Origin of the sequence: Enterococcus sp. 4E1_DIV0656, assembly GCF_002140695.1 — a bacterium.
Lineage (GTDB): Bacteria > Bacillota > Bacilli > Lactobacillales > Enterococcaceae > Enterococcus_D > Enterococcus_D entomosocium.
The window spans coordinates 183733-206264 of the sequence record NZ_NGLF01000001.1; the positions used below are offsets into that span (position 1 = coordinate 183733).

Sequence of the window (22532 nt, forward strand, 5' to 3'; positions counted from 1 at the left end):
CGTATATGAGCTGCTTTTCTCTTTTCATAGTAAACTTGACCTACATTTCTAACAATTGACTTTTTTTGAATTCTTTGATATCAAGCGTTAGATTAGGGTTTTCATTTGCTTGTTTCCATTTTTTCTTTTCTGATTTCTCACTACCTGTCTCGTCTCACTTGACTATTACTCCATTTTATTAGCTGAAAAAAATTATTGAAAAAGAAAAAGGTTGAGAGCAAGATCCACTCAACCTTCTTCGACTGTCGTTATTGTGCTTGATGAAGGGCATTCGTTTCTTCCATCAGCTGCGTGCCTCCTTGATTCTTCCAAAGTTCGATCGCAGCTTCCCAACCCGCTTCATCGATTTGTCCTGCGATAAATTGAACCCGCGCATCACTAATGATCTGATCAAGCTGTGCCCCTTTTGTTACATACGTATCTGTATTATAGGAGGCTGCTGGGTTAAAGACAGCGTGCTCTAAATCAGCTTCCATCAATGACAATCGTTTTTCATAGCTTTCAGTAGCCGCTTCTGTATCAGGCTTAGCAATATAGTACAGGGTATCTTCCGTTACATTCATCCCAATTTGTGAGTACCCTTTGACCGCATTGGCTAACGCTTCAGCTTCTGATCCTTCTAGTGCGACGGACATTCCATCCACTACTTCAAAATTGATTCCTTCGATTCCGTTGTTCAGCAATACCTGTGCTTCTTTATCATTTAATTTATCAAGGAACGTCAACACCTCTTTTAGATGTTCCTCTGTCTGGACACTCGACTTAGGAATCGCCAAGAAACCAGAATAGCCATCTGTCGGTAACGCATTCATCGTACCGCTATTATCTTTTAAATTCCCTGTAAAGACGACGAGGTCTTCTTCTCCAGCTTGCAATAATTTATTACTGATTTGTGCTGCTCGTGAATACGTATCAATAATGATCCCACCACGTCCATTGATAAACGGCTCATCCCATTTATCTGCTGCCATGGTTGCAAAATCACGATTGACATAGCCTTGTTCCACCATATCTTTAACAAATTGCATTGATTCTAGGTATTCTGGTTGCATAAAGGATGGCTCTAAAGTGCCGTCTATTTCTTTCCAAGCATTTCCTGCCCCAAACCAAGTAGCTAACACATCGTAAGGACTATTTGAATTGATCGAGCCAGGCCATTGGGGAATAATCAAACCAAACGTATCATTTTCACCATTCCCATCGGGATCGTTCTCAGTAAATGCTTTGGCAATCTCATAAAGATCATCGATCGTTTCTGGTACCTCTAAGTTTAAGTTTTCTAACCAATCTTTTCGGATGATCACCGCCGTCCGCATCGCATCACGTTTCCGATAAATTCCGTACACTTTGCCATTCACAGAAGAATTACGCAAAACATCCTCGTTAGACTGAGAGAGATTAGGATAATCAGCTAAATAGTCGGTCAAATCCCAAAAAGCCCCATTTTCTGCTGACTTGATAAATCCTCCTGATTTTCCTTGAATGACCATCACTTCTGGAATATCATCTGAAGCTAACGTAATATTCATTTTATCCTCATAGGATGTATTGGGTGCCCAGGTAATATCAATGTTTTTGCCAGTGTAAGCTTCTAATTGTTTCAAAATCTCGTTGTCACTTGCAGGTGGTTCAGTTTCAATGTACGGCGATAAAATCGAAATCGTATCATAATCTGTTGTGGAACCTGCTTCCTCCTTCCCACATGCCGACAAAAAGGCGACTGATAGTAACCCCAAACCAAGAATCGTACTTAATTTTTTCACTACTTTTCCTCCTTAGATTTTGTTGTTGAGCTCGATTAAATAAACCGCTTTCAATACCAAAAGCATAACGAAAAGCAGGATTTCCAGCAATTGACATTTTTTGTTAATCGTTGATATATGGCTGGGTAGGGAGTTTTGCTCTACATTTGCAGGTATCGTAAATTATAGGAAAAAAGAATAAATAGTTCTTCGTGTTCTTAGTTCGCTCAATTAATTTAATTATCGCAGTTTTTCTGATTCCTATCATTCTTAAATTCTCGTTGTAGAAAAAGTAGCCTAAGTACTGATGTTCTTATTCGTGAGAGATTTGGAAACATCTTATCATGAAAAAAAGACCAACTCATTGGTCTTTTTTGATAATTCATCAGTTTTGTAGTACTAAGCGGATCACCACTCATTCATATCCGACAGAAAGAGTACTACCGCTCATACACATCATTTTGATCCAAGGTTGGCGCTAACGCAGTGACGATCGTTTCCACCATCTTTAAGTTTTCGACCCCTGCAATCTTGCCGAACTCGTCGGCATGGATGGAAAGATTTTTCATTGTTAGATTGCGGATCGGTTCTGCTGGGCTGGCCTCGATGAAGAAAGCACGCACGCTTTGTTGTCCTATTTTGGTAGCTTGCACGTTTTCAATATTAATGTCGCAGACCTTTGCTGGACCTACTGGAATAGCAGGTTGTGCCATCAATTTGTGCCAATAGTCGGGAATCTCTTCCGCATAATCAGCTGGCAGTTCTGGATAACTATAATCTGGGTACCAATTTGTTTGTAAGAGAAAAGGAAAGCCAACATCCTTCATCATTAAATCCGAAGCAGTGACCTTGCGTATAAATCCACCTCGATTGTTAGCGGATTTGATCCGAAACCCTGCGCCAGTTTGCTCAAAGACGACTTTTTGGATTTTGATCTCTTCGATCCCACCTGAAGTTTCACTGCCAATGGCAATTCCTGAACCGTACCCTAACTGACAGTCTTTGATCGTGATTTTCCGACAGCTTCTTTGCTGGGCTAAGGCTTCTGCCCCACGTCCCGCCTTGATCGAGATATTGTCATCGTTGCAGGAAATGTAGGCATTTTGAATGGTGACTTCTTCACAGGAATCAATATCGATGCCATCAGTACTAGGCCCTTTTCCATTGTCTATCGTGATGCCGTCGATCAATATGTGGTGAGAATACGTGATTTGTGTATTCCAAAAACCCGACTGTACCGACGAAATATCTTTGATGGTTACTTGCTGACTTTCATAAACAAGGATATTTCGTGGACGCTTGCAATCATAATCTGCTGCCCAGCGTAAGCCTTTCTTTGCATAATCCGCCATCATCCCGCTGGCTTCATCTGTTCCCCAAAACGTTTGCCACCATGTTTCTCCACGACCATCAAGTTTCCCTTTTCCCGAGATCATGACATTTTCTGCGTGAAAAACATTGATCATCGCTGCAGGCCACTTCATATTGATCCCTGCGACCCGATTATCTACTTCGGGATAATCGGCCAGTTCTTGACTACCATACAGAATCGTATCCTCTGAGACAATCAAGTGCACATTGCTTTTTAAAAACAACGCGCCGATTTGATAGGCGCCGGGTGGTGTAATCACTGTTCCCTGCACAGTTGATGCTTGGTCAATTTCTCGTTGCAATAATTGCGTGATGTCTTCCATTCTTGCTTACCTCCTACGCTTTTGTTTTACGCTACAAATAGGTTTATCGATATCCATGACTTTTAAAAATTTGCGCATCGCCAACCTTTTTTCATCTATCATTTATTTGGATAGAACTAAGTGCTTCTTACTGGCGCTGTCCATCAAGTAAAGCGTTCCTCTTGGCACATCTCGTTGTCTTTTCCCATGTGCTTTCTGGCGTCCTTTTTTCCTACATTCTTTACTATAGTCCCCTTAGTGGCAAAAGAAAGTCCTTTTTGATTTCTGAGGATCGTCTTTTTTTGTAACGTCCTTTCTTGTTAGAAAAATGCGCCTTTTTGTCTACAAAAGCAAAAAGGCGCAACCTGTCAAGGAAGGAAATAAGGTGCTTAACTAACTGTTTCTCATTGGGAAAACCAACGCAGATCATTTCCAAAAGCTTGTTCTACGTGCGTTTCTTTTGCCCCACCATGGATAGTTCGACTGTTTCTTGGCAACTTATTGCGTCACTTATGGCCGCTCGATCAATGATCGCTGCCTCTTTAAAGCTGACCTCCTGACACTGTTCAAAAATCATTTTCTTTTGCCCTTTAGCTGATTCAAAGGCAACTGACTCAAAAGTAACGCGTTGGATCGGTGAAACCTGCTGTGTTTGTTCATCGACAAACCCTTTTAGCTCGACCAAAGGGTTCTGCCCTACGATACGGGTATTCTTGACCAAAATATCCGAAATGATCGGTAACTGTTGTGCTGCCTGACCATCGGCATTGTAAGCAACAGGATGAGCCATGAAACGATCCAACAGGCAATCGGTGATCGTCACTTGACGAATATAGCCACCACGATCATTCTGCGCTTTCAATTCTAGTCCATAAAGCGTATTGGTCAGTTGACAATCTCGAAAAGCGATATTTTCAACACCACCAGATTGCTCACTACCAATCGCGATGCCATGTCCCCCTCGAATAGCCAAATCAAACAGCCGAATATTTTTCGCTGGTCTATTGATCTGATTTCCTTCTGGATTTTTGCCAGATTTGATTGCGATACAATCATCGCCCGTATCAAAAACGGTGTCAAAAATCAGCAAATTTTGCGAAGAATCTGGGTCCCAACCATCGCCATTGTCGATGCCTTTGGACTGAATAGTCACCCCATGGGTCACAACGGTGTCACAGTAAATCATATGAACAGTCCAGCATGGTGGATCACTCAACGTCAGCTCTGTCAAATGGATGTTTTTGGCCTGCATCATACAGATCAAACGTCCCCTTACTCGTCTTCCAGGTTTTCCATCAGAAACATATTCTGGATACTGTTCACGGTCTGCATAAGGGTTTCGCATCGCTAGTCCTAATGGATTCCCGCCACCAATGATCGTTCCTTTGCCACAAAGACGGACATTTTCACAAACGATACGCCCTCGATCGCCCCGATCGATATACCCAATGTTGATCAATGAACGAAAACAAAACAATTCCCAGCCTTCATAACGGCTTAATGGCAACCCCTCTTGATTCACGCTTCCTAAATAATCGTGAGGGGCAACCCGATACGTTTCTATGTCGAGGCTTGCTTGCAATGTGCCATCTACCTGAAAAATCATATTGCTTTTTAGCTCCAACGCACCGGAAAGGATCACCGCCCCTGTTGGGATCCAGACTGTGCCGTTGCTAGGACAATCGTTGATCGCTTGCTGGAGAATGGCGGTACTATCTTCTTTGCCTTCGCTATCAGCATGGTATGGTGCTTGCGTAACATCTAACACAACACTTTTTTTCTTTGTACGAAAGGTCGTCGTGACTGCGGTATTTGTAAGCAGACATCCCTGAAGATCGAGGCAGATGATCGTTACTTGATACGTTTGATCGGCAGATAAGTTTGTCAACGTCCAATGCGTCTTGTTTGTTGGTCTGGTTTGGATCAAATCGTTGTCTAAAAACAATTGATAACCAAAAATAGCTTGAGCGTGCAGCGGCTTCTCCCAAATAAGGGTCGCTTGATGAGCGCCGATCGTGCTTGGTACGACATGAAAATCAATTACTTGAAATGGTTCCATCGGTTTGTCCTTTCTTCAACGAATTCATTCAATAGAAAAAAGATATTCCAAAACAGCGAATATCTTTTTCCATACTTATTTAAGACCAGTCGTGCTGATGCCTTCAACAATGTATTTTTGGAAAATAAAGAAAATGATCAACACAGGCAGCAAGGAGACCACAGACATCGCGAACATGGCTCCCCAATTGGAGGTGCTGCTAGCATCCAGGAACTGCTTCAAGGCAATCGATACCGTGTAGTTTTGCGGACGTGTGAGGTACAGCATCGGTCCGATCAGTTCTTCCCATTTCCAATAGAAAGAGAAGATCGCAGCGTTTGCCAAGGAAGGCTTCATCAACGGTAGAATCACGCGGAAGAAAATACCGACCCGTCCACAGCCGTCCATTTTTGCTGCTTCATCTAAATCTGTCGGGATCGCAGAGACGAATTGGACCATCATGAAAATAAAGAAGGCTTGTCCGAAGTATGAAGGAACGGTCACTGGACGAATCGAGTTAAGCCAGCCTAATTGATTAAACCAAAGATACTGAGGCACCATGATGATCTCTTGCGGTAGCATCATCGTGACCAAGATACAAGCAAACCAAAAGCCTTTTCCTTTGAAAGGAATCCGACCAAATCCATAAGAAATGACAGCCGAAGAACAGACCGCCCCTACCATTGAAATCAACGCGATTTGCAATGAGTTGAAAATATAGCGAATGAAGGGAATCCCTGCGATCCCTTCAAACCCCTTGGTAAAGTTTTCTAACGTCCAGCTGCGGGGGATCAACTCCGTTGCCGTTCGAAAAATGTCACTACTAGGTTTAAAGGCACTAAACAGCAGCCAGAAAATCGGATAAAGCATCAGTAATGCAGCAACTAAGATCACGGCATCAAAGAAATAATTTTGTTTTTGTTCACGCATCAATCAAACCTCCTCGTTTTCTTTAAACACCCAAAATTTCGATGTTGCGAACAACAGAATCGTAATCAACCCAACGATGACCAGTAAAATCCACGCTAAGGCTGAAGCATAGCCCATTTTGAAATCGGTAAAGGCTCGTTGATACATGTACAAGGAATAGACTAACGTGCCGTTACGGGGTGAACCCGTCCCATTCGAAATGATAAACGCAGGTGTAAAGGTCAAAAAGGCCATGATCGTTTGATAGATCAGATTGAAAAAGATGATTGGCGTCAGGACTGGGACCGTGATATTGAAAAACTGTCTGATTTTTCCTGCCCCATCAATTTCCGCCGCTTCGTAATAATCTTTCGGAATATTTTTCAAACCGGATAAGAAAATCAACATCGACGAGCCAAATTGCCACGCTGCTAATAAAATCAAGGTCATCAACGCTAAGCCAGGACTTTTAAAGAAGTAGATCGGGTCTAAGCCGATCGCCGCTAGCACGCCATTGATCAACCCTGAATCGCCAAAAAGATTCCGCCACATGATCGATACCGCCACGCTCCCACCTAAAATCGAAGGGATATAAAATAATACCCGATAAGCGCCGCTTAATTTCGATGGGCGGTTGATCAGCATCGCCACTGCTAATGCGACGATCAGCCGTAAAGGGACTGCCAACACAACATATTTCAGCGTAACAGTCAGTGACTGAACAAACTTGGGATCATTCGTAAAAATCGTTATAAAGTTATTCCAGCCAACAAATTGCGCCTCTGTCAATAGATCATAGTCATGAAAAGACATAAAAAGAGAAATCCCCATCGGGACGATTATAAAAGCAAAAAAGCCAATGATGAAGGGTGAGATAAATAAGTAGCCTGTAACCATATTCTGTTTTGATTCTGGTAATCGATTAAACCAGCTTTTGAGTTTCCCAGGTTCTTTGGCCGTGGGTGATTTTGATTGTAGTTCCATAATTTTCACTTCCTACCTCCTATAGTTGATTACGCTTACAAGTTGATTTTAACGAAGTACTTCTTAAGAATGAATAGAAAAAAAAGCACAGAAATGTGAAAAACTAGAGGACCTATATTTTTTTCCTCCAGTGCTTCTCCTAAAAAAACGCCTTTACTGAAAAAGTCAGTAAAGGCGCCGCATCTATGCTTATTGATAGTTTTCTGCAAAAATTTCTTCGCAGCGTTGCGTAAAGGCATCATAAGTTTCTTCTGGTGTCATCGTGCCATAAGTGATCTCTGCGTACAGCTCTTTAAAGTACGTGTTGATTTCAGCAAACCCAATTGGTGGGATTGGGGATGGATCACCGACGATGTCTGCAATATCATCTAAGAAATCAGAGGACTCTTGTTCTTCTGGTGTCATGTCGGCATAAAGCAATTCTTTGATGGCATCATTGGAAGGAATTCCCCGCTCAGTACCGATGATCTTATTGGCTTCTTCACTATTCACTAAAAAGTCAACAAACTTCGCAGCTGCTTCTTTTGATTCAGAAGCATTCGCGATCGAATAAAAGAACCCTGGTCGATACTCCATCGCCCCGTTTTCTGAGTCAAAAGGACGAGCCAAATTGATTTCGACATCTTCTGCGGCGGAGGCTTTATAGGTCAAGTATTGATTGGACCAAGTCATCATATAAGCTGCTTTTCCTTGTGAAAACGGATATTGATCCATACTGTTGGCATTGCTAGTCACTTCTGCGGTTGGCATTGCTTTGGCTTCCGTAAGATCTGCGATAGCCCCCATAAATTCAACCCAGTTTTCTTTGGTAAAACCGATCTCTGGTTTGCCGTCTGCATCGTATTGGTATAGATCTTCGCCTTTAGTACGTAAAAAGTATTGCAAAATCGTACTGTTGTCATTGTTATCGTTCCAACCGTAATCACCTGTTGCTTCAGCGATCGCTGCCGTACTTTCTACAAGGTCATCGAAGGTATAATTGCTAAAGTCAATCCCAGTGCCCCCTTGTTCTACCAATGATGGATTGTAGAGCATCGCCATAGTATTGACAGAAGTTGGTATGCCGAAAACGTTTCCATCTAACTCGCCTGTTGCTAAAATCGATTCTTTGATATCATCGGTTTGAATCTCATTGCCGATAAATTCCGACATATCTGCTAATTGATTTTTCGTTCCATATTGCGCAATGTACTGCACATCCATCTGGATCACATCAGGTAATTCTCCAGAAGCCGCTTTTGTCGCTAGTTTTTTCCAATGGTCATCCCAAGAACCATATTCATATTCAACTTTGATGTCAGGATTTTGTTTCTCAAATTCTTTGATCGATTCGATATACTTCTCGTGTCTGACTTCTGAGCCCCACCAGGTAAAGGAAATCGTCGTTTTCCCATCTGCATCAGCTTCTGAGCTTCCGCTACTATTGCCGTTATTGCCACAAGCTGCTAAGGTCGCACCAAGAAACAACAAGCTCGCTGCTTTTAAAAAAGTTTTCTTCATTCTTCTACACTCCTTTTTGTTTACGCTTACAAGGTGATTGTAATGGAAATCCTCGTTAATAAAAATGAAAAAACAAGAGCAAATATGTGAAAAACTAGACTGTCGTTTTTGCTGAAGGCTAAGCCTTCACGGGCAATAGCTAGAAAAAAATAGAAAAACAGATGAAAAATGTAAAAAAACAGACATGCTCTATTTTTTCCAATATACTATGCTATACTAGCGTTGAAAAGGCTTACTTTTCAAAAAACAAGGTAGGTGGAAACAATGAAAAAAATACAAACCGGACTGTTTCGTCTTTTTACGGTAACAGCTTATTTTGCTAAATTAAACCTTTTATGGCTTTTCTTTACCCTTTTAGGGTTGGGGATTTTTGGCTTCGGTCCTGCCACCGCTGTCACGATCAAATGTTTACATGATTTTCGTAAAACTGGTCATGACTATTCAGCTGTTGCCTTCTGGCAAGCCTACAAGCAAGCCTTTCGCACCTTTTCCCTTTTTGGCATTGGACTATTAAGTACAGTACTCCTGTTGTTGTTTAACTTACGGATTACTCATTTTTTCCCGACTGAAATGGCTTGGCTGCGTCCTGTCTATTTACTTTTAACGATTCTCCTCCTTTACACTGCATTCATCAGCTTTATGACCTATGCCAAAGCCGAACAACACGCTTGGAAACAGACCTTGTACGTCAGTATCTTTCTAGTCTTTCGCTACCCACTGCAAGGCCTTGCCTTGTTGTTTACCTGGTATTTATTGTTTCTCTTATTGACTGCCAAAACCTCTTTGTTACTCGTCTTTGGACTGGTGATTTTCTTGTTCTTCGCTGAATTTTTTCATGGTCAGATGATTGAAAAAACCAAACAATTGCAAGCAAAGCGAGGCAGTGTCCATGAAGTCCCAGAAGCTGATCAATCACTTTAAAAAGCAGCCTTTTGAGCGACAGTTACATTTTGTCTTTTTTGCGACGGTGGCAATTATCGTCTCATTGGCTGTTCTCCTGACCTTAGTTTGGCGACAAGTCTACATGGCGCAGCTGAAAGAAGCCGCGTATAAAGATGTCTCGATCATTTCAACAAATATCGCCAAGCGTTTAACTGCCGTCGAAACCCTCTCTTTTCGCATTATCGATAGTGCACCGATCCAAAATGGCCTACAAAGGATCTTGGCACAAGATTCCTTGCAATCCTTAGAGGCGATCGACCAAAAGAATGCCTTAAGTGCAGAAATCAACGCCCTCGTACGCAATGAATCAACGATTCAAAACGTCTATCTCTTTACCCCAACGAACGAAAACATGATCAACTTTCTAGCCGAGACCGACCATATCTTTAATGGCCAAACCATCAAAGATATGATCGAGACTTTGCCCGATAAGCCTGCCAAAGGGAGTTGGTTTTTTGCAAAGGACCTTTCTCAAGGTGTCTACCTGCGAAAAATCTATTCAACAGCCGATCTTTCTTTAACCTATATTGGTACGGTGATATTTCTAGTGAATACGTCCTTCTTTCGTAACGAGATCGAAAGTCTTCCCATTGTCTCCGAACAAAACCAATTTTTCATGGCGTATCAGAACCAATTTTATAGTACCGCAAATGACGAGCAAACCCTCGCTGCGGATCAAAATACCTTGCAGCAAAAAATGGAAACCTTCCAGCGATCGATCGGCTCCATGACGTTTGATAATCGCCAGTACTACTACGCAATGGATCGGAAGACGATGCCGAATATGACCTTCATTTATTTACTGCCTGAAAATCAAGTCTTAGCTGATCTTTATAAACTACAAGGCCTTTCCATCGCTGTGAGTTTGCCTTTTTTATGTTTGATTATTGTTGTGATTCGGAAAATAAGCAATCAGCTGACCCGCCCTTTAGCTGACTTGGCTTCGCAAATGGCCGTTCTGCGGAAAACGAAAAAACTGGCCTCTTTAAAGACCCTCGCTGTCCCAGAAAATAGTCAAGAAGAGATCATGGTCCTTTATGAAAGCTACAATACGATGATCGATGAATTAAATGCCTTGATCAAGGACAATTATGAAATGCGTATATTGTCCCAAGAAATCGAATTTAAAGGATTGCAAGCGCAATTAGATCCACATTTTCTATACAATACGTTAGACTCGATCAACTGGATCGCCATTGAAAATCAGCAGTGGCAGATCTCAGAGATGGTCACCTCCCTTGCCTATTTGTTTCGAAAAAAAATCGATACCAAGTCTGACTTCACAACGCTACAAGATGAATTAGATATCGTGCACGCCTATATCAATATTCAAAACGTTCGCTTCGGGAAACGGATCGAGTATATCGAAGTAATTTTGGTGAATGACTTGTCCTTTAAGATTCCTAAGTTACTGATTCAACCATTGATTGAAAATGTCTTTAAATACGCCGTCAATGATATGAAGGAGACGTGTCGCCTCGTCCTTACGATTGAACAACAAGCAACCTTTCTCCAAGTCAGTGTCTCTGACAATGGCCCTGGTTTTAAAGCCAACTTCTCGATTGAAAAAGAAGGCGGCATCGGATTGACCAATATTCAAAAACGATTGCAACTGCATTATGGTGATCAAGCGTCCTTAGCCATCGTCTCCTCGATTCCCTTCAAAAAGACGACGGTGCGCTTTGTGATCCCCTTAAAAGGAGTGAGTGAAACATGAAAAATATCCTCGTTGTTGACGATGAACCCTTGATAGCAAATGGTGTGGCTAACCTCGTTGCTTCTTTTGATTTCCCATTAGTGGTCAAAGGAATTTACACAGACAGTGAAGAAGCCTTGGCATTTTGTCAGCAAAACACCATCGACATCGTGATTACCGACATCAATATGCCTAAAGTCAATGGACTTGCCTTGATCAAAAAATTAAAAGCCATCAATCCTGCGATTCAAATCATTATTTTAACAGGCTTTGGCAGCTTCTCCTTTGCCAAAGAAGCGATGGCTTTAGGGGTCAAATTTTTCCTTGAAAAACCTGTTTTTCCGAGCAAGCTTTCAGAAGCGTTGGCTGAGACGATCGAACGTTCTGAACGTCGTCAAATGGAATCTACCCTCTATTTAAAACAACAAATTGAACAATACATCAATAGCTGCGGAGAAGAACCGCTGCCTGAATCGTTCGTTTTTCCATTTTGTATGTACTTATTTGATTCGAAATTCTATCACGCCATCGCCAAGCGGATCGAAAGCTATGAGAACCATCACGAGTTGGTGATCGGTCATCAAAACAAAGTTGGCTATATCCTGAACTTCAGTACGGAAAATACCTTTAATCTCTTTTTTAAAACGAAGGTACAGGCTGCGCATCTAGGAAAAGGGATCGCCATCAATTGCTGGGTCGAAACCCCCGAAAAATTTTTACTCAGTTATCATTTAGGCAAGCGGAACTTGGATAAGGAGTTTTATTTTGATACCTTTGAAGTCATCCAAGAAGCCCAAATCTCACAAGAAAATGTCTATGAAAATAGTCTCTATATGGAATACCGTGAAAAACTTTTGGCATTGATCGACAAAGGCGAACTGACTTTAGCCCAAGTTCTTACGGAAAACTTTTTTTCTACCTGTCGCATGGAGCTTTACCCTGTCCAACTATTGCGGCTGCAGGTCAACGATTTGTTATCGGCAATTTTTGAAAACCATCGCATCAAAAAAGACATCTACTTTGATGACTATTCCCCAAAGATCATGCTCTTGAATAATTGGCACGAACTCCAGTTTATGCTGCTTCACTGTATCGATTTGATGCGGGGCAGCTTAGACGATAGCGAGAACATGCAGCTGTCCCAAAAAGTCAACCTGATCATCGAAGAATATTATGACCATGAAGCATTGTCATTGAAATGGATCGCCGCCCATCTTTTGTACTTAAATCCTGAATACTTAGGAAAAACCTATTACAAAGAAACCGGGATTCGCTTCAATCAAAAATTAGCCGAATACCGCATCCAAAAAGCACAAGAACTGCTGAAGAAAAACTACAAAGTCTACGAAGTGGCAGCGATGACGGGCTTTAGTAATGCCCCCGAATATTTTGTTCAAACGTTTAAAAAGATTACCGGTATGACACCAAAGAAATTTTTGAAGCAGCAAGAAAAAGCACTTCTCTCTTAACGTTTCTTCTATCCGAAATGACTGTGTTGCTATTTCAACAAAAGAGGTAGTCCGCTCACATTCGTGAGCGAACTACCTCTTTGACTAACCAGTAATTGATGTCAAACAATTGATGCGACCGTGTTCGTTTTAAGAAATAAACATTTTTGTCTAGCTTACAGCGTAAAGACTTCCTTTAACTCCTGTGTCACTGGCGAATCATCCGGATTTGTTTCCATAAGTTCTGCCATGTACTGCCACCATTTTTGGTTGATCTCGGTTGCCGCTAACTGCTGCCAGCGGGTTTCATCTTCAATCTTAAGGTAGCCAAACAACGCAAGGCTTTCTGGATCTAAGAAAATCTGGTAGCTTTTCGCCCCGTGTGCTATGAGCTGCTCTTTTAGTTCTGGCCATAGTTCGCGATGCCGTTTTTCATATTCTGCTTCATAACCAGGATGTAGCTTCATCCGAATCGCTTTTTTGATCATCTTTGTCTGCTCCTCTCTTTATTACGTAAGGTGTTTAACTTAACAAAATGAAACCAATAGTTCAGTAAATGCTAAAACTGTCAGTGATTGCCCGTAAGGCATTGCTGTAATCGCGATGTTTTTGTAGTACTCCAAGTCTTCTCCCATTCCAGTACCGATGGAAACATTTTGGACTTCTCCATCTTCTGCGACTTGTTCGATCAAACAGACTAACGCTTTATAGGCAACATCTTCCCAAGCTTTGTCAATGTAACGCTTATGAACGGCTTTTAAAATCCCATAGGCAAAACCAGCCGTCGCAGAAGCCTCCACATACGAGCTAGGATCATCTAACAAGGTGTGCCACAAACCACTTTCATCTTGCATTTCTTGCAAGGCAGCTAGTTGGTCTAAGAGGGTATTGATCAAGAAGCCTCGTAACGCATCTCCTTCTTGCAAGTCGAGAATGTCAATGATCTCAGGAATCGCAATGGTGATCCAGCAGTTGCCTCTTGCCCAAAGCGCTTGCGCATAATTGTGGCGTTCTTCAAAGGTCCAGCCGTGGAACCAAAGACCAGTTTTTTTATCAACTAAGTATTTGATATGGATCATAAATTGTTGTTTTGCTTCTTCGATATAGGCCGGACGATTCAGCAACATGCCAATTTTCGCCAAAGGCAAAGCGGTCATCATCAAGGTATCGTCCCAAAGCTGGTTGCGATTTTCTGGTCCATAGGTCGCATGCTGCAGACCATTTTCATCGGTTCGCGGCATATCATGCATGACCCATTCCGCCCATTGTTCAAGGTACGGCAAGTAACGAGAATCTTTGGTGTCTTCATAAAGATACGCCATTGCCAAAAGCGGCGCCATCGTGTTGACATTTTTAGGCGGCGCGCCTTCTAACATCCGCTGCTCAAACCATTCTTCCACAACTTGGAGCGCTTTGGGATTTTTGGTGATTTGGTAGTTTTTATAAATGCCGTATAGTCCCACCCCTTGCGGCCAGTTCCAAATCCCCCAGCTTTTATCATCAACGATCAAGCCGTCAAAGTCTAATAGAAATTCGCCATTATCATCCTTGATCGTCGTTAAATTTTCGATCATGCGATCAATTTTTTCTTCTACAACACGTTTTTCCACAAATAACTGTTCTAAAATCACCATTGGGTTCATCCTCTCATTTCTCTTTGATAGATTGATCGTAACACGCTTACATTTACACAAAAATAGCAGTTATTGACACTTTACTATCTATTCTTGTATGATAAAAACAAACGAGTACGAAAGGAGCCAATCATGGAGAAGCAAAGTGCGGATACGATGATCAACGATCGTTTTGAGGCCTTTCATATCAAAGACATCGTAGAAGAAAACAATACCCTTTATCATTACCATAGTTTTTATGAGATTCACTGTACCTTAAAAGGATCAGCGGTCTTCTTTATCGATGGCGGAGAATTCCCTCTAGAACCTGGTACGATCATCTTGATTCCTCCAAACGTCTTGCATCGAATCGTTCATCAAACTTCTGATTTTTTCGAGCGAACCTACCTGTATATCAATCCTAGTTATCTCGCTGCCCTCTCCACTACCCAAACAGATCTCACTGCCTGTTTTCGTAGCAACGGCGGCATCAACAGTCGTATTTTATCGATCGATGCCGACCAACTAGACCAGCTATTGCGTCCTTTACGCAAAAAAACGGATAGCAATTATGGCACCGACTTACTTTATCAAAATCATTTGATTGCGTTTTTGATTTCCATCAATACGATTGCCTATCAGGAAAAAGAACCGCTATTTTTATCCGACTCACTCTATAAAAATAAAGACATTTTGGCTGCTATTACCTATATCAATCAGCATTTGACCGCTGATCTCTCCTTAGAGACCGTCGCCAAAGCCCTTTTCATGAGCCCATACTCGCTTTCAAGGACCTTCAAAAAAGAAACTGGCGTCGCCTTTCATGCCTATGTGGTAAAGAAACGACTCTTAAAGAGCAAAGAAATTTTACGTAAAACCAGAAGCGCCACCGCCACGTTCGAAGCTTGCGGCTTCAACTCCTATACCCATTTTTTACGCTGCTTTAAACAAGAATTTCAGCTGACACCAAAAGAATTTTTACAAGAAGAAGCCCAAAATCAGTTTGTCCGTTTTACGCATTTTGCAGGGAAAAAATAGCAAGCCGTTGCAAAGCGCCAATCATTGGCTCGTGAAAAAAGAGTTGCTGCTTCCCTTTCCTGATGTTAGATGACACAATACAAAAAGAATGACACGAGGAAATGTGTCATTCTTTTTGTATGCTATAAAACTTCCCCATTTGAAGCGATCACTTTTTTATACCACTCAAAGGATTTTTTCTTGGTTCGTTTCAAGGTGCCGTTGCCTTGATCATCTCGATCCACATAGATAAAGCCATAGCGTTTACTCATTTGACCGGTACTGGCTGCTACAAGATCAATACAACCCCAAGTAGTATAACCAAGTAGTTCCACGCCATCGATCATCACCGCATCTTTGAAGGCTTGAATATGTTTTTTTAAATAGTTGATCCGATAATCGTCTGCGACAAACCCGTTCTCATCAGGGGTATCGATCGCCCCTAACCCATTTTCTACGATAAACAACGGTTTTTGATAGCGATCATACAATTGATTCAATGAATTTCTCAGTCCTAACGGATCAATCTGCCACCCCCACTCAGTCGATGGTAGATGTTCATTTTTAATTGATGGAAAGAGATTCCCGGTCGCTTGCGCATAGTCTTCTGGATGGGCACTGACCGTTCGCGAACAGTAATAAGAAAAACTGACAAAATCAACAGGAGAAGCCGCTAAAATCGCCTCGTCTTCAGGTGTCATTTTGATCGTTAAGCCTTCTCGCTCAAATTTTTTCAAGGCATAATTGGGGTATTTGCCTCGGGCTTGCACATCGATAAAGAAATAGCCTTCGCGATCACGATTGATTGCTTCTTGGTAATCTTCAGGTCGGCAAGTATAAGGATAATGACTGCCGCCAGCCAGCATACAGCCGACTTGATTGGTCGGATCGATCTCATGAGCTTTTTTGGTTGCTAAGGCACTGGCGACTAACTGATGATGCGCTGCTTGGTATTTGATTTCTTGACGATTGTCCCCTTCTTTAAAGACGATCCCGCCACCTACAAAAGGCTGATGCAGCAAAATATTGATTTCATTGATCGTCAGCCAATATTTGACCAACCCGCGATAGCGCTGGAAGACGGTTTCCGCATAGGTCACATAGAAATCAATGAGCCGACGATTTTTCCAGCCCCCAAATTCCTTGATCAAATGCAGCGGAACATCGAAGTGGGCAATCGTGACCAATGGCTCGATTTGATGTTTTCTCAATTCTTTGAAGATTTTCTCATAAAAAAGCAGTCCTTCTTCGTTGGGCTCTTCGTCATTGCCATTTGGAAAAATCCTTGACCAAGAAAGTGACATCCGATACACTTTGAAACCCATTTCGGCAAAAAGGGCAATATCTTCCATATAATGGTGATACATATCAATGGCCGTTTGGGCTGGATAAAAAGAATCTTCCTGCCATTCTAACATCTCCAACTTACCAGCAACGACTCTTGCGCGATCAGGACCAGTTGGTAAGAGGTCGACATTTGATAAGCCACGTCCTCCTGCTAATACACCACCTTCTGCTTGATTGGCAGCCGTTGCACCGCCCCATAAAAAATCATCTGATAATCCCATGTTATTTCCTCCTAAACTTTGACCACAAGTACTTCCTCTTCTTTAGCTACCAAACCTTCTTTCACACGTTCGACTGCGGTATATTGTGGTGTATTGGTAACGATGATCGGTACTTGTGTGACATATCCTGCAGCTTTTATCTGCGGTACATCAAACGTCAGCAATCGCTGCCCTTTTGTAACTTTTTGCTCTGATTCTACTAAAGCATCAAAATACTGACCATTTAGTTCCACTGTGTCTAAACCGACATGGATCAACAATTCGATTCCGGTGTCTGAAACCAAGCCAATCGCGTGTTTGGTAGGAAAAACAGCAGCGACTTTTCCATCAAAAGGCGCAATGACTTCACCGATGGGTTCATCGACGGCAAATCCTTTTCCGAGTGCTTCAGAAGCAAATGCGTCATCTTTGACTTGATTCAACGGAATCACGATTCCCGGTACAGGATTGATCAAGCCGGTATCTTCTAGTACTACTGCTTTCATCTCCGGAACATCAATTGTCACTTTTGTTTCATATTTGAAACTTAAGACATAGGTAACGGCCCCACTCACCACAGCTGCAATCACCAATGCGATAATGATGTTCCAAAAATAGCGCATCGTATCATCACCGATATATAGTAAGACTGCTGGGAGACCAGACGAACCGGTCGCAAAGCGATGCGTATTGGTCAAGCCAGCATACAAACCACCAGAAGCCCCACCAATCATTGCCGCAACCAACGGATATTTTTTGGGCAAATTGATGCCATATAAAGCGGGTTCGGTAATCCCCATGTAGGCAGTGATTGCCCCTGATACCGCCAACTGCTTAGTTTTTTTCTCTTTCGTACGCAATGCGACAACTGCTACTGCGGTTGCTTGAGCAATGTTTGAGACCAATGCCCCTGGACCAAAAATACTGTCATACCCAAGTTCTGCCATTTGCATCACCCCTAAAGGAGCAATCCCATTGTGCAATCCAAACATCACCATGATTGGCAAAAAGCCCCCAATCAAAACCGCTGGAACCCAGCTAGCATGGACACTTAAGAAGGTAAAGAATGTTGCCAAATAACCACCCAAGATACTACCGATCGGTCCAAATAGCGAGAAGGCTAATGTACCCATTATCAAGAATGTTAGCATCGGAACAAAAACCAGCTCCACTGATTTTGGAATCACTTTGTTCAAAAACTTTTCGACATACGATTGGAAAAAAATCACGATCAGGATCGGAATGACTGATCCCGTATAATTTGCTAATGTAAAAGGAATAACCCCAAAAAAGTGAACGGGTTCGCCTGCTGTGACCAAGGCACCCCAATTAGGATGCATCATCATAGCAGCCACTGAAGCCGCTAAAATCGGATTGCATCGCAATTTTTGTGCCACAGTGAAGGCCAGGATCATTGGTAAGAAGAAGAAAACACCATCTGCAAAAAGATTCAGCATGTAATAGGTTTGCGAATCAGCCGTGATCACATCAAAAACGATCAATAAAGCCAAAACTGCCTTAACCATTCCGGCACCGGACAGTGCGGGAATAATTGGTTGAAACGTTCCTGCCACAAAATCGATCACTGCAGCTGCTGGTCCTTTTTTCTCCCCAGGTTCCGACGCCCCTGATGATTGAAGCGAAACCAATTTTGTGACTTCTTCATAGACATCTTTGACATGTGTTCCGATCACGACTTGATGTACCCCTGCGTTATTGATGTATTTGGCAACCCCATCGAGCGCCTCTAGTTCTCCTTGATCTATACGCTTTTCTTCATTGACTTTAAAGCGCAATCGGGTTTGACAGTGATAGGCATCCGTGATATTTTCTTGTCCCCCCAGATACTGGACGATTTTTTTTGCTAATGATTGATAATTTTCACTCATACATTCCACCCCTAAATAAATTTCAAAGAAAATCTATGTTGTATGTGCTTACCGGTATAACATACTGTTCTTTCTGCCAGCAATGTACCATTTATAGAGAGCGTTTCCAATATATTTTCCTAAAGACGAAATGGATTTCATCTTTTCATTAAAAACCGCTCTTTTTTCGAAATCCATTCCATTAAAAGACCAAACATCGCCTTGACGAAGCCACTAGAAACAATGATATAATTTACTAGATGATTGTGTTACTTTTGATTTATCGCGATCATAATAGGCTTTTTCAACGTAATGGACCCACCAACCGAAAAAGAGCGCCCCGATGATCCCGCAACAACGGATCAAACCACTGCTTCTTCCCCCAACCATTGAAGCAATCCTTACTGAATCAACGATTTGGTCTAGCCTGTTATGAACGGCTATTCTAGGTTGGATTTATAAAAAACAGGCGAAGGGAACGAAGAAACATGACAAACGCGAAACAAGCAATACCCCCAAAAACGATTTTCTTTCATGAAGAAGCTTTTCAAAAAACAGATCAAACGATCATTCGCTGGTTAGGAAACTCCGGTATTCTTCTAAACAGCCGTGGTACATGTATCATGGTCGATCCGGTCTTAGAAGGATTTGACCTGCCGTTACTGATCGATCTGCCAATCAAACCGGCGGCAGTCCCTCACTTAGATGCGGTATTGATCACCCATTCAGATAATGATCACTACGGCATTCCGACGATTGAAAAATTAGTCCCGGTTACCGATAGCTTCCATGGACCCAAATATGTTGCCGAACTTATGCAAGAGCACTTTCAAGTTGCTGCCCAAGGTCACGAAATCTATGATTCATTCACCGTTAAAAATTTGGAGATTTCTTTAACAAAGGCGTATCACCTTTGGCAAAATGAGACGACAAAATTTGACCGTGTCTTCCAAATTGAGGACTATTGCGGCTTTTGGATCGATACTCCGGATGGTTCCTTGTGGATTCCTGGCGATTCTCGTCTTTTACCAGAACAATTAGAGATGCCTCAACCAGATGCGATCTTATTTGACTTTAACGACAACGCTTGGCATATCGGCTTTGAGAACGCCGTGAAACTGGCAAATACCTATCCTCATGCTGAATTGATCCTCTCCCATTGGGGAACAGTGGATGCTCCGTATATCGATGCTTTTAATGGGGACCCTGAAGCTTTGTACGATCGGATCGTCAATCCGAAACGGATTCGTCTAGTTGCTGCCGGTGAGCCGATCGAATTGAAATCAACCACTTCCAACAATTTAGAATAGGGAAAAAGGACCACACCGTTTTTGGTGTGGTCCTTTTATTCTTCTGCCATCTCTTTAAACGTCGTTCTTCGACTCGTTTCTAAATAACGAGCGTTGCTGATTTTCATTTGGATATTCTCCTGATAATCGAGGGAAAAAATCTGAGCAAACAAAACCGTCAAAAGGAATTGAATCGATTCTTCTGTGGAAAAATTTCCGATTTTAGAATATAGTTTTTCTCGGCTAGCAATCGTCAAGACGATCGTCGAATAGTCCCGCAAATAGTTGTCCCCACCACTCGTAAGACTGATAATTGGCACACCATTTTTCAGCAATGTTTTCACATTTTTCATAGGATAGGTCTCTGAATTATTGCCAGAATAAGAGATAAGAATGGCACAATCCTGCGGGGTCAGCGTTTGGGAAATCAAGCCCGCTTCGTCCGTATCCGCAACAAAGGCTTTTTTATGAATCGTGTTTAAGTTGCGTTTAAACAGCTGCCCGAAATACGAATTTGGACTACGCCCATAGATGACAACGTTTTGAGCGCCATTGATGAGTCGAGCGGCTTGATTCAGGTCTTTTACCGTCATAAGTGCCGCTGTTTCTTTAATCGTCTGCATGCGCAAGTTCGCCAAGTTTTCAATGATTTCTAATGTGTCTGCCGCCTCACCAAAAGGGATATTCACATCGATCGTTGCTGAGCCATCATCAAAGTGTGCCAGTTCATGCACGAAGGCATACACAAATTCTTTCCAACCGGAAAAGCCAAAATATTTTGCAAAACGGACTAACGTCGGCTTTGAGGTATGGGTCAGTTTTGCGATTTCTTCCATAGTATACTCACTGACTTTTTCCCGATTGCCTAGTAAAAAATCACCGATCGTCCTTCTTGCATCATTTTGTTTAAACGCTGCTTCTTCAATTTTTTGAAAAAGATACATCTGGTTCTCCCTTCTGATTGCTGCTGTTAGTTTTACACGTCCCATTCATTCACGTTTCTTTCTATCTAAAAGCACTGAAAGTGATGAATTGAAGACAGAAAAGCGTGGAGCACGCCAGCGTATGCCTACCCTCGTTCAAAATACAAAAAGAATTTATTTCCCAAAAGGGCGATCATACCAATCAGACATAGCATGCCCCCTGATAAGATCATCTGCATCCCTGCTGTTTCATTGCCGCTGACTAGTATCAGCAAGCGTGATGCATAGGGTGCGAGCGTGACCCCTAAATTGTAAGCAACGATCGAGACGATCGTGCCAAACTTAGCTTCTGCTTCACCACCAGTCGTCAGCAAGTGGGTGAAAAAAGGCATGATGCTGCGAAAGGCAAAGCCTAATAATAAAGAACAACCCAAGAGTAGCCCCACTGTCTGCAATGCATAAGTCAAATAGATGCTGCTTCCTGCAAGCAATGCCGCAATGGGCAGCAACCAGCGATGTAGGCGACTGTATATCAAGCCAAAGGCATTGCCGGCGATAAATGCTCCCGTCGCAATGGCGGCAATCATGTTACTGCCTTCAGTGGCGTCCCCGATTCCTTTTTCCAATAACAATGGTGTGATCCGTAAATTGTAATTAATAAATAAGACAACGATTAGAAACAAGAGCACACCCAGAACGAATGATCGCTGTTTCCGTTCTTTTGAAACCGTGACGTTCGCCAATAACGTCTCATTAGTCACAGCCTGTGTTTCGTTTGGAATAAACAGCTGGACAAAGAAGAGACTGATCAGGGCAAAGCCATAAACCAAGAAGGACATTTCCCAACTGATTTTCACTAGCTGCCCAACCAGCAAAGTCATAAAGATACCACCTAAACCACCGACGGCACTTTCTAATCCAAGAGCTTTGGCTTTCTTTTGCGGCTCATTTTGAAACAGCAAACTAATCATTTGAATCGCCAAACGATTGAATAAGCCGATCCCGAAGCCAAGAATCCCTCGAGAAAGAAACAAGACGGGAAAGCTCCCCTGATACCATGCCGGCAGCGTGCCAAAAACCGCCACAATGACCAAGCCGGTGACCATTGTGTATTTTTTGCCGATCCTTTTTTCGATCATGCTGGTAGTAAAAATTCCCAGTAAAAGAAACAATGATGGAATCGTGGTCAGTAACCCAATGTAGACCGCATCAACTTCTGGGAAGCTTGCCGCAATCGCTGGGACATTGGCAGAAATCGCCGGTGCCGAATAGACAACCATTGCCACCGACAGCAGTGCCAACAACTTCATAGAAAAAAATTTCATAATTACCCCTTTCCTTAA

The 22532-nt window shown here is 42.3% G+C and carries 18 protein-coding genes; 5 read left to right on the forward strand and 13 right to left on the reverse strand.

The window, feature by feature from the left end; genetic code table 11:
* Positions 1 to 248: 248 nt before the first annotated feature.
* From A5882_RS00815 to A5882_RS00850, 6 genes are all read right to left on the reverse strand, one after another.
* Positions 249 to 1763, reverse strand: coding sequence for an extracellular solute-binding protein (locus A5882_RS00815; RefSeq protein ID WP_005234195.1), 1515 nt, complete (start codon positions 1761 to 1763; stop codon positions 249 to 251).
* Between the two features lie 419 nt (positions 1764 to 2182).
* On the reverse strand, positions 2183 to 3436 hold the full coding sequence (locus A5882_RS00820) for a glycoside hydrolase family 28 protein (RefSeq protein ID WP_086372321.1): 1254 nt from the start codon (positions 3434 to 3436) through the stop codon (positions 2183 to 2185).
* 424 nt (positions 3437 to 3860) lie between these two features.
* Positions 3861 to 5474, reverse strand: coding sequence for a glycosyl hydrolase family 28 protein (locus tag A5882_RS00830; RefSeq protein WP_016621591.1), 1614 nt, complete (start codon positions 5472 to 5474; stop codon positions 3861 to 3863).
* Between the two features lie 75 nt (positions 5475 to 5549).
* Positions 5550 to 6383, reverse strand: a complete 834-nt coding sequence (locus tag A5882_RS00835) for a carbohydrate ABC transporter permease (RefSeq protein ID WP_005234188.1) — start codon at positions 6381 to 6383, stop codon at positions 5550 to 5552.
* Between the two features lie 3 nt (positions 6384 to 6386).
* Positions 6387 to 7346, reverse strand: a complete 960-nt coding sequence (locus A5882_RS00840; protein WP_016621592.1) for a carbohydrate ABC transporter permease — start codon at positions 7344 to 7346, stop codon at positions 6387 to 6389.
* A gap of 189 nt (positions 7347 to 7535) precedes the next feature.
* Positions 7536 to 8846, reverse strand: a complete 1311-nt coding sequence (locus tag A5882_RS00850) for an ABC transporter substrate-binding protein (RefSeq protein WP_086372322.1) — start codon at positions 8844 to 8846, stop codon at positions 7536 to 7538.
* Between the two features lie 264 nt (positions 8847 to 9110).
* On the opposite strand from A5882_RS00850, the gene A5882_RS00855 reads away from it, so the two are divergent.
* Genes A5882_RS00855 through A5882_RS00865 form a run of 3 tightly spaced genes read left to right on the forward strand, consistent with a single transcriptional unit; the run spans position 9111 to position 12953 of the window.
* Positions 9111 to 9767 (forward strand): DUF624 domain-containing protein, encoded by a 657-nt coding sequence (locus tag A5882_RS00855; protein ID WP_010749870.1) that lies wholly within the window; start codon positions 9111 to 9113, stop codon positions 9765 to 9767.
* A complete protein-coding gene (locus A5882_RS00860) occupies positions 9736 to 11505 on the forward strand; it encodes a sensor histidine kinase (protein WP_008380747.1) in 1770 nt (589 codons plus the stop codon). The genes A5882_RS00855 and A5882_RS00860 overlap by 32 nt, the downstream gene beginning before the upstream one ends.
* On the forward strand, positions 11502 to 12953 hold the full coding sequence (locus A5882_RS00865; protein WP_005234181.1) for a response regulator: 1452 nt from the start codon (positions 11502 to 11504) through the stop codon (positions 12951 to 12953). Before A5882_RS00860 ends, A5882_RS00865 begins: the two co-directional genes overlap by 4 nt.
* Before the next feature lie 155 nt (positions 12954 to 13108).
* Here A5882_RS00865 and rhaM read toward each other — a convergent pair whose 3' ends face one another.
* Positions 13109 to 13420, reverse strand: coding sequence for an L-rhamnose mutarotase (rhaM, locus tag A5882_RS00870; RefSeq protein ID WP_086372323.1), 312 nt, complete (start codon positions 13418 to 13420; stop codon positions 13109 to 13111).
* A 39-nt stretch (positions 13421 to 13459) separates the two neighbouring features.
* Complete coding sequence (locus A5882_RS00875) at positions 13460 to 14566, reverse strand: glycoside hydrolase family 105 protein (RefSeq protein ID WP_086372324.1); 1107 nt, start codon at positions 14564 to 14566, stop codon at positions 13460 to 13462.
* 132 nt (positions 14567 to 14698) lie between these two features.
* Between A5882_RS00875 and A5882_RS00880 the strand changes: the two genes are divergently transcribed.
* Positions 14699 to 15583, forward strand: coding sequence for an AraC family transcriptional regulator (locus A5882_RS00880; RefSeq protein ID WP_008380738.1), 885 nt, complete (start codon positions 14699 to 14701; stop codon positions 15581 to 15583).
* 122 nt (positions 15584 to 15705) lie between these two features.
* Here the strand turns inward: A5882_RS00880 and A5882_RS00885 are convergent, their stop codons facing one another.
* The 3 genes from A5882_RS00885 to A5882_RS19685 all read right to left on the reverse strand — a co-directional run bounded on the left by A5882_RS00885 (position 15706) and on the right by A5882_RS19685 (position 19367).
* Entirely contained in the window at positions 15706 to 17130 is a 1425-nt protein-coding gene (locus A5882_RS00885; protein WP_086372325.1) for a 6-phospho-beta-glucosidase, read from the reverse strand.
* A gap of 11 nt (positions 17131 to 17141) precedes the next feature.
* Positions 17142 to 18998, reverse strand: coding sequence for a beta-glucoside-specific PTS transporter subunit IIABC (locus tag A5882_RS00890; protein ID WP_086372326.1), 1857 nt, complete (start codon positions 18996 to 18998; stop codon positions 17142 to 17144).
* Positions 18999 to 19211: 213 nt separating this feature from the next.
* Entirely contained in the window at positions 19212 to 19367 is a 156-nt protein-coding gene (locus A5882_RS19685; protein ID WP_008380736.1) for a hypothetical protein, read from the reverse strand.
* Positions 19368 to 19465: 98 nt separating this feature from the next.
* Between A5882_RS19685 and A5882_RS00895 the strand changes: the two genes are divergently transcribed.
* Positions 19466 to 20287 (forward strand): MBL fold metallo-hydrolase, encoded by an 822-nt coding sequence (locus A5882_RS00895; RefSeq protein ID WP_086372327.1) that lies wholly within the window; start codon positions 19466 to 19468, stop codon positions 20285 to 20287.
* A gap of 35 nt (positions 20288 to 20322) precedes the next feature.
* Here A5882_RS00895 and A5882_RS00900 read toward each other — a convergent pair whose 3' ends face one another.
* Positions 20323 to 21255, reverse strand: coding sequence for a MurR/RpiR family transcriptional regulator (locus A5882_RS00900; RefSeq protein ID WP_081487937.1), 933 nt, complete (start codon positions 21253 to 21255; stop codon positions 20323 to 20325).
* An 80-nt stretch (positions 21256 to 21335) separates the two neighbouring features.
* Complete coding sequence (locus A5882_RS00905; protein ID WP_086372328.1) at positions 21336 to 22514, reverse strand: MFS transporter; 1179 nt, start codon at positions 22512 to 22514, stop codon at positions 21336 to 21338.
* Positions 22515 to 22532 lie beyond the last annotated feature (18 nt).